This is a genomic window from Nocardiopsis sp. RV163 (assembly GCF_001029525.1).
Taxonomy (GTDB): Bacteria; Actinomycetota; Actinomycetes; order Streptosporangiales; family Streptosporangiaceae; genus Nocardiopsis; species Nocardiopsis dassonvillei.
Window position 1 is genome coordinate 1 of record NZ_LEKI01000200.1, and the last position, 8,831, is coordinate 8,831.

The following is an 8,831-nucleotide window of genomic DNA, read 5'->3' on the forward strand; positions in this document are numbered from 1 at the left end:
GGCGGGCGGGGGCCCAACGCCGCGCTGTACGCGGTGGTGCCCGAAAGCGCCTACGTCGCGGCCCTGGACGTCAGCGCGAGCCGGGTGACCGCGACGATCGCCGACATCACGGGCCGCATCGTCAGCGACGTCGCGGTCGACCCCAGCGCCTCCGACGACCCCGTCGCGCTCGTCCACACCGCGGTGATGCGCCTGGCCGACACGGCGGGGGTCGCGCTGGACAGGGTCCGCGCCTGTGTCATCGGCACCCCCGGCGTCGTCGATCCCCGCACCGGCGACATCCGCTTCTCCTTCGACCTGATGTCCTGGCACGAGGGAGTCCTGGAGGCCCTGCGCGCCGACCTCAAGCGCTCGGTCATGATCGAGAACGACGTGAACCTGGCCGCCCTGGCCGAGCACTCCGAGGGCGCCGGGGCGGGGGTGGCCGAGTTCGTCCTCATCTGGCTCAGCGCCAACGGCGGCGTGGGCATGTCCACCATGATCGACGGCCGCATCCACCGGGGCCGCTCGGGCGGCGCGGGCGAGATCGGCTACCTGCCCGTGCCCGGGGCGCCCATGCCCACCGACGTGGGCCTGTCCGGCGGCTACGAGTCCCTGCGCGACGGCGCCAGCCGCGAGCTGCCCCACGGTTTCCAGGCGCTGGTCAAGGCGGGGCAGGTAGTCGAGTTGGCCGCCGGGTACGGCATCGAGGGCACCGATGTCACCGAGGTGGTCGGGGCGGCCTCCGCGGCGGGGACCCCGGAGGCGGACGCCTTCCTGGACGCCTTCGCCGAGCGCCTGGCCCGCGGCGTGGCCGCGGTCGCGGTGATCCTGGACCCCGGCCTGGTGGTGCTCGGCGGGGACGTGGCCCGGGCGGGCGGTGCGAAGCTGGCCGAGCGGGTCCAGGCGGCCACCGCGCGCATCGCCCCGAACGCGACCGAGGTCGCGCTGGGAAGGGTTGAGGGCAGCCCGGTCGTGCGGGGCGCTCTGCTGCACGCCCTGGAACGGGCCCGGGAGGACGTCTTCTCCTCGACGGTTTGAACCCGCCGGGCTCCGGCCCCATGGGAGCCCTCCCACGGCGGCGGGAGCGGGCCCTCACCAGAGGGAGCCCGTCCCAGGCAGTCCCTTTCGCTCCTTCGTCCGCGCCCCGGCCTCCTCACCCGGCCGGGGCGCGGCCACCCGGCCCGCGCGGGCCGGGTACGGAGGGCTCAGGACGGCCGGGCCAGCTCCCGGACCATCACCACGCGCGGCAGCACCCGGATGCCCGCCCGCTCCTCGGCCCGCCAGACCTCCTCCATGCCCGGCCCCCACTCCGCCGGGGGGAGCACGGAGAACCCGCGGTCCGCGTACCAGGGCCCGTTCCAGGGCAGGTCGCGGAAGGTGGTGAGGGTGAGACGGCTGTGACCGGCGGCAGCAGCCTCGGCGCACACCGCCTCCAGCAGGGCAGCGCCGATCCCGCGCCTGCCGTGCCCGGGGTGCACCGCCAACTGCTCCAGGTGCGGGCGGCCGTCCACGGTCACCGTCGCGGCCAGGCCGACCACGGAGCCGCCCGTCGCGGAGGCCTCGGCCACCAGGACCCGTTCCGCGTGCGCGAGCACCTCCCGAGGGTCGTCGGGGGGCAGCACCACCCCGGCGGCGGCGAACACGGTGTCCGCCGCCAGCGACACCTCCACCACTCGCGGTTCGTCCTCCGGCCGCATCGGTCGGATCCCCTGTCGCCCCACCGGTCCCCCCGTACTCGTGCCCTCTCCGGCGCGTACGACATCCTGGCCGGTTCCGGCCGCCGCTGCCAGCCGTTTTCACGTCCCGGCCAAAGGTGCCCGGGCCCGCTCGTGCGCGCTCACGCGCACGGGCCCTCCGATGCCGCCGAGGGGTGGAACCACCCTGCGGCGCGCCGCCAGCCCGCGCCATGCGGGTGTCCGGCCGGGGGCGGGTCAGGGACGCAGGCGCAGCCCCTTCGGGGTCACGTGGAAACCCGCCGCCACCAGCGCGGCGTCCACCGGCGTCGCGAACACCTCGGCCCCGTCGGCGCGCTCCACCGTCAGCGCCCCCGCGCGTCCGTCCCGCACCGCCCCGGCCAGGGCGCGGGCCGCCCGCTCCAACAGGGCGGGCGGTGAACCGAAGGTCAGCACCGAGCGGCCGCCCCGCCCCACGTACAGGGTCAGCCGCCCCTCGTCGATCACCACCAGGGAGCCCGCCGCCCGGCCCGGCCTGGCCTGGGCGTCCCCGGGCCAGGCCAGGTCCGCGCCGAACGGGTTCGCCGGGTCTGTCGCCGCCAGCACCACCGGCTCCGCCGCGCCGCCGGAAACCGAGCGCAGCCGGTCCACCGCGCCCGGCAGCGCGAACTGGGCGCCGCCCAGACCGTCCACGAAGTAGCCGCGGCGCACCCGGCCCGACTCCTCCATCGTCCGCAGAACCCGGTACTCGTCCGGGGAGATCCGCCCGCCCTGGTGGCCGCGCACCAGCACACCCCGGCGCTCCAGGCGCGCCTCCAGCCGCGCCAGGACCCGCCTGGTGGGATCGCCCTCCCGCTCGGGCAGGACCCACCACCGCCCCGAGGCCGTGGGCGGTCCCGACCGGGTGGGCAGCACCGGGCGCGCCAGCCGCCCCGCACGCGAGGGCGAGCGACGCGGAGCGGTCCCCGAGCCCAGCACCGCGCGCAGCGGGGCCAGGGTGTCGTTGGTGACACAGCCCGACCACACAAGCTCCCACAGAGCCGCGACCAGCTCCGCGTCCGTCACGGCCGAACCCCCCGGAGCGCCCGCCACACGGTCGGCCAGGTCGCGGAAGAACAGCGCCCCGCCCCCGCGCAGCGCCTCCAGCGCCGCGTGGGCCGTGGTGCCCTCCCGAGGCGGCACCGGTTCGGGCAGCAGCAGGGCCGCCTCGTCGGCCGGGGCCAGGCACACCCATCCGTCCTGCCCGGGCAGCGCGCCCGCACCGGCCCACACGACCTCGCCCGCCTGTGTCAGCTCGTCCAACCGCCGGGGCGCGTAGTCCTCCACGCGGGAGGGCAGCACGAGGTCCTCCAGCGCCGACGCCGCCACCGTCGCGCCGCGCAGCGACTCCACGGCCTCGAACACCGCGTCGGGTCCGCGCCACCGCTCACCCGCGACGGCGCGCTGCCACAGCGGCGCGAACGCGGCCAGGGCGGTCTGCGCGACCGGCTCCACCTCGCTGCGCAGCCGCGCGACCGACCCGCGCCGCAGCCGCCGCAGCACGTCGGCGTCGCACCACTCGGTGCCCGCCCCGCCGGGCCGGAACCCGCCCCGGTGGACGCGCCCCAGCCGGGACAGCTCCCGCAGCACGCCCTCCACCACGTCCGCGCCGAGCCCCAGCCGCGCCGCGGCCTCCCCGGAGGAGAACGGCCCGTGCGTGCGCGCGTAGCGCGAGACCAGATCGCGGGTCGGCGCCTCCACCGGCTCCAGGAGGGCCCCGGCGACACCGGCGGGCGGCCGCGCGCCCAGCGCGTCGCGCAGCCGCGTCGCGTCCTCCACCGCGCACCAGCGCTCGGCGCCCGCCACGGTCATCCGCACCACACGGCCCGCGGACTCCAGCTCCTCCAACCACTCCCGCCGGGCTCCCCGCGCACCAGCCTCCTCCGTGGTCAGCGGCCCCACCTCGCGCAGCAGGTCGGCCGCGCCCTCGGCGTCCCGGGCGCCCGAGCCGGGCGCGGTCCGCTGCAACAGCGCGCCGACCTCCTCCACCACGCGCGGATCGAGCAGTTCCCGCAGGTCCGCCTCTCCCAGAAGGTCGGCCAGCAGAGAGGTGTCCAGGGTCAGCGCCTGCGCGCGCAGCTCGGCCGCGGGTGCGTCCCCCTCGTACAGGAACGCCGCCGTGTACTCCATCATCAGAGCGCGCGCGAACGGCGACGCCGTCTCGGTGCGCACCTCCACCACCCGTGTCCGGCGGGAACGGACGCCCTCCAGCGCCTCCACCAGGGCGGGTACGTCGAACACGTCCCGCAGGCACTCCCGCACCGCCTCCAGCACGATCGGGAACGACCCGTAACGGCCCGCCACCGACAACAGGTTGGAGGCCCGCAGCCGCTGCTGCCACAGCGGCATCCGCCGGTCCGGCCGCTGACGGGGCAGCAGCAGGGCCCGCGCCGCGCACTCGCGGAACCGCGCGGCGAACAGCGCCGACCCGGGCAGCTCGCCGGTGACCGCCTCCTCCACCTCCTCGGGGTCCAGCGCCACCAGGTCGGCCAGTTCGCCCTGCCGGTCCCAGCCCCCGGCGTCCGGCAGCCGCAGCACGATCCCGTCGTCGCCGTGCACGACCTGCGCGTCCGCGCCGAACCGGTCCCGCAGCCGCCGCGCCAGGGCCATCGCCCACGGCGCGTGCACCCGCGCGCCCAGCGGGGAGTGCACGACCGCGCGCCAGTCCCCGAGCTGGTCGCGGAAGCGCTCGACGACCACGGTCCGGTCGTCGGGCACGTGGCCGGTGGCCTCCCGCTGCTCGGAGACGTACTCCGCCAGGTTGCGCGCGGCCCACGCGTCCAGTCCCGCCCCCTCGGCCAGGGCCAGCGCCTGCGCCGGTTCGGCCGCGGCCAGCTCCCGGGTCAGCGCGCCCACCGCCCGGCCCAGCTCCGCGGGCCTGCCCTGCGCGTCAGCCTTCCAGAACGGCATCCGGCCCGGCCGCCCCGGAGCGGGGGAGACCAGTACCCGGTCGGCGGTGATCGCCTCGATCCGCCACGAGGTGGACCCCAGCACGAACACGTCGCCCACCCGCGACTCGTAGACCATCTCCTCGTCCAGCTCGCCGACCCGGGTGGGCGCCCGTCCCGGCGCGGAGCCCTCGTCCCGCCCGGTCAGGTGCACCCCGTACACGCCCCGGTCGGGGATGGTGCCGCCGCTGACCACCGCCAGCCGCTGAGCGCCCGGGCGCGCCCGGAGCACGTCCGCCTCCCGGTCCCACACCAGGCGGGGGCGCAGCTCGGCGAACTCGTCCGAGGGGTAGCGGCCGGACAGCATGTCCAGGACCGACTCCAGCACCGTGTCCGCCAGGTCGGCGAAGGGCGCGGCCCGCCGGACCAGGGCGGCCAGCTCGGGCACCGGCCAGTCGTCCACGGCGGCCATCGCCACGATCTGCTGCGACAGGACGTCCAGGGGGTTGCGCGGCATCTCCAGGCGCTCGATGGCGCCCGCGCGCATCTGTCCGACCACCACGGCCGTCGCCAGCAGGTCGCCCCGGAAGCGGGGGAGGAAGACCCCGCGCGAGGTCCCGCCCACCTGGTGCCCCGCCCGGCCGACCCGTTGCAGGCCGCTGGCCACCGACGGCGGCGAGGCCACCTGCACCACCAGGTCGACCGCGCCCATGTCCACGCCCAGCTCCAGGCTGGAGGTGGCCACCACGCAGCGCAGCTCGCCCCGCTTCAGCTCGTCCTCGATCAGGGCCCGCTCGGCCTTGGACATCGAGCCGTGGTGGGCGCGGGCGACCACCGGGGGGCCGCCGCGGCTGTGCCCGGACTGGGCGATGACCTGCGCTGGAACCTCCTCCGGCGGCAGGCGCCCGCCGTGCCGTTCGGCGTGCAGGTCGTTGACGCGGGCGCACAGCTTCTCCGCGGTGCGGCGCCCGTTGGTGAACACGATGGTGGAGCGGTGGGACTCCACCAGGTCCAGGACCCGCCGCTCCACGTGCGGCCACAGGGACCCGCCGCCCGCGCCCCGGGCGCCGCCGCCTTCCTCCGCGCCGCCGGAGGGCCGGGCCGGCCCCGGGGCGCCGGGCTCCTCCATGTCGGGGACGGGCACCACCACGCGCAGGTCCATGCCGGGGGAGCCGGGCGGGGCGACGACGTCCGCGCCGCCCAGGAACCGCGCCACCAGGTCGGGCGGGCGCACGGTCGCCGACAGGCCGATCCGCTGCGCCGGGCGGTCCAGCAGGGCGTCCAGCCGCTCCAGGCTCAGCGCCAGGTGCGCGCCGCGCTTGCTCCCCGCGAGCGCGTGCACCTCGTCGACGATGACCGTCTCCACCCCGGCCAGACCCTCCCTGGCCCGCGAGGTGAGCACCAGGAACAGCGACTCGGGCGTGGTGATGAGCACGTCCGGCGGCCGGGTGGCCAGCCTGCGCCGCTCGGCGGCCGGGGTGTCGCCGGTGCGCACCCCCACGGTGACCGGGGACAGCGAGTGCCCCCCGGCCTCGGCGGCGGCCGCGATCCCGGCCAGGGGGACGCGCAGGTTGCGCTCCACGTCCGCCGCGAGGGCCTTGAGCGGGGACACGTACAGCACCCGGCAGCGGCGGGCGCGGTCCTCGGGGACGGGGGCCGAGGACAGCCGGTCCAGCGACCACAGGAAGGCCGACAGGGTCTTGCCCGAGCCGGTCGGGGCCACGACCAGCGTGTTCCTCCCGCCCTGGACCGACTCCCAGGCGCCGGTCTGCGCGGGGGTGGGGCCCGCGGGAAAGGCCCGGTCGAACCAGGTCCTGGTGGCGGGTCCGAAGCGTTCGAGGGGGCGGGGCGCACGGCTCATACCGCCAGTGTGCCCGCGGTCGGGGACAAAGGGGAGGGGACGCGGCGGACGCCGCGATCACCGATACTGGGCCCGATGAGACTCACGGTTTTCTGGCGCAACATGCACGAGCAGTTCGGCGAGGCCTACGCGCAGAGCGTGGCCCGCGACCACGTCCTGGAGGGGCTCGGTTCCCGCACGGTGGAGCAGGCGCTCGCCGACGGGGTGGCCGTCAAGGAGGTGTGGCGCGCCGTGTGCGACGCATTCGACCTGCCCGCCTCCAGGCGCTGATCCGGCGACGGACCTCCCGCGGGGCCGCATCCGTTTCGCACACAGCGTCGAACACAGGTTCGGGTAGGGTGGGTTGTCCACAGGCGGACGTGGGACGTCGCGATTGTCGTAGCGACCGCGTAGCGTCGTGCTCACCATGAAGAAAAAGGCATCCACCCAACAACAGGGGTATCCCGTGGCATCTGGAGACCGAGACAAGGCTCTCGAAACAGCGCTCGCCCAGATCGAGCGGCAGTTCGGCAAGGGCTCCATCATGCGCCTGGGCGACGACGACCGCCCGCCGGTGGAGTCGATTCCCACCGGGGCGATCGCGCTCGACGTGGCGCTCGGCATCGGCGGCCTGCCCCGGGGCCGCGTCGTGGAGGTCTACGGCCCCGAGTCCAGCGGTAAGACCACCGTGGCCCTGCACGCGGTGGCCAGCGCCCAGCGGATGGGCGGCATCGCGGCCTTCGTCGACGCCGAGCACGCGCTCGACCCCGAGTACGCCAAGAAGATCGGCGTCAACACCGACGACCTGCTGCTCTCTCAGCCGGACACCGGTGAGCAGGCGCTGGAGATCGTCGACATGCTCATCCGCTCCGGCGCGGTCTCCATCATCGTCATCGACTCCGTGGCGGCCCTGGTGCCCCGCGCCGAGATCGAGGGCGAGATGGGCGACAGCCACGTCGGACTCCAGGCCCGCCTGATGTCCCAGGCGCTGCGCAAGATCGCCGGTGCGCTCCACCAGACCAACACCACCGCGATCTTCATCAACCAGCTCCGCGAGAAGGTCGGCGTCATGTTCGGCTCGCCCGAGACGACGACCGGCGGCAAGGCGCTCAAGTTCTACGCCTCGGTGCGCCTGGACGTGCGCCGCATCGAGACGCTCAAGGACGGCACCGACGCGGTCGGCAACCGTACCCGCGTCAAGGTCGTCAAGAACAAGGTCGCGCCGCCCTTCAAACAGGCCGAGTTCGACATCCTCTACGGGGTGGGCGTCTCGCGCGAGGGCAGCCTCATCGACCTGGGCGTGGAGCACGGCATCGTCCGCAAGTCGGGCGCCTGGTACACCTACGAGGGCACCCAGCTGGGCCAGGGCAAGGAGAACGCGCGCAACTTCCTGCGCGAGAACGCCGACATGGCCAACGAGGTCGAGAAGAAGATCAAGGAGAAGCTGGGCGTGCCCGTCAAGGGCGACGACAGCGCCTCCGGCCCGGCCGCCGAACCGGCCAAGGCCGCCGCGGAGGCGGCCGCGGACCCGGCCGCCGCGGCCAAGGCTCCCGCCAAGCGCGCCGCGGCCAGGACTCCCAAGGCGCCCGCGGCTGATGCGTGAGGGGGGCCGGTCCCCGGACCGGCACCACTCCGAGGACGACGGCCCCTTCCCGGGCGGGGCCGCCCCGCCCGGGAAGGACCCCGAGGCCGAGGCACGCGCCCTGGTCCTGCGGATGCTCACCCACTCCCCGCGTACCCGCGCCCAGCTTGAGCGGGCCCTGCACCGCCGTGAGTACGAGGAGGAGGTCGTCACCTCGGTCCTGGACACGTTCGGCGAGGCCGGGCTGATCGACGACGCCGCCTTCTCCCAGGCCTGGGTGTCCTCCCGCCACCACGGCAGACGGCTCTCCCGCCGCGCACTGGCCCAGGAGCTGCGCACCCGCGGCGTGGAGGAGGACACCGTCCGGGAGGCAGTCGGCGAACTCAGCGACCAGGACGAGGAGGAGGCCGCCCGCGACCTGGCGCGCCGCCGCCTGGCCGCCACCCGGGGCAGGGACCAGGAGACGCGTACCCGCCGCGCCCTGGGCTTCCTGGCCCGCAAGGGCTACTCCGCTGGCCTGGCTTACCGGGTGGTCCGCGAGGAGCTCGAACGCGAGGGCGTGGAGGCCGAACTCCACGCCCCCGACCCCGACTTCTGAGCCGTCGCCGCCGATCCCGCAGGGGGCGTCGTCACCGCCGTCCGGGCTTCGATCCCGACGGCAGCCGCCCGTGCACGGGCTCCCCGGGGAACCGAGGTACCCGAGGACCCGGACCGGTGTACGGGGACGGCCCCGAGGCCGACCCGCCCCCTTCCGACCCCGAGGAGCCGCGCAGGGGCAGCCGCCGCCAGCGGTCGGGGCGGTGGTGTCCTTCGCCGGTCGTGGGGAC

Annotated in this window: 6 protein-coding genes; 4 read left to right on the top strand and 2 right to left on the bottom strand. The window is 75.8% G+C overall.

Going from position 1 to position 8,831, the window contains the following annotated elements; genetic code table 11:
• Positions 1-1,020, top strand: a 1,020-nt coding sequence (locus tag ABD54_RS23765) for an ROK family protein (protein WP_047871762.1), incomplete at its 5' end; no start/stop codon positions are given.
• Between the two features lie 167 nt (positions 1,021-1,187).
• Here the strand turns inward: ABD54_RS23765 and ABD54_RS23770 are convergent.
• Complete coding sequence (locus ABD54_RS23770; protein WP_047871763.1) at positions 1,188-1,679, bottom strand: GNAT family N-acetyltransferase; 492 nt, start codon at positions 1,677-1,679, stop codon at positions 1,188-1,190.
• 234 nt (positions 1,680-1,913) lie between these two features.
• A complete protein-coding gene (locus ABD54_RS23775; RefSeq protein ID WP_047871764.1) occupies positions 1,914-6,443 on the bottom strand; it encodes an ATP-dependent helicase in 4,530 nt (1,509 codons plus the stop codon).
• 75 nt (positions 6,444-6,518) lie between these two features.
• Between ABD54_RS23775 and ABD54_RS23780 the strand changes: the two genes are divergently transcribed.
• From ABD54_RS23780 to recX, 3 genes are all read left to right on the top strand, one after another.
• The gene (locus ABD54_RS23780; RefSeq protein WP_047871765.1) at positions 6,519-6,713 is read left to right on the top strand and encodes a DUF3046 domain-containing protein; all 195 of its coding nucleotides are present in this window, start codon (positions 6,519-6,521) and stop codon (positions 6,711-6,713) included.
• A 175-nt stretch (positions 6,714-6,888) separates the two neighbouring features.
• Positions 6,889-8,025, top strand: a complete 1,137-nt coding sequence (gene recA / locus ABD54_RS23785; RefSeq protein WP_047871766.1) for a recombinase RecA — start codon at positions 6,889-6,891, stop codon at positions 8,023-8,025.
• Positions 8,018-8,602 (top strand): recombination regulator RecX, encoded by a 585-nt coding sequence (gene recX, locus ABD54_RS23790; protein ID WP_047871767.1) that lies wholly within the window; start codon positions 8,018-8,020, stop codon positions 8,600-8,602. Before recA ends, recX begins: the two co-directional genes overlap by 8 nt.
• Positions 8,603-8,831 lie beyond the last annotated feature (229 nt).

Coding starts and splice junctions, on each gene's coding strand:
- ABD54_RS23780 (WP_047871765.1), top strand. CDS start 6,519: ATGAGACTCACGGTTTTCTGGCGCAACATGCACGAGCAGTTCGGCGAG.
- recX (WP_047871767.1), top strand. CDS start 8,018: ATGCGTGAGGGGGGCCGGTCCCCGGACCGGCACCACTCCGAGGACGAC.
- ABD54_RS23770 (WP_047871763.1), bottom strand. CDS start 1,679: ATGCGGCCGGAGGACGAACCGCGAGTGGTGGAGGTGTCGCTGGCGGCG.
- ABD54_RS23775 (WP_047871764.1), bottom strand. CDS start 6,443: ATGAGCCGTGCGCCCCGCCCCCTCGAACGCTTCGGACCCGCCACCAGG.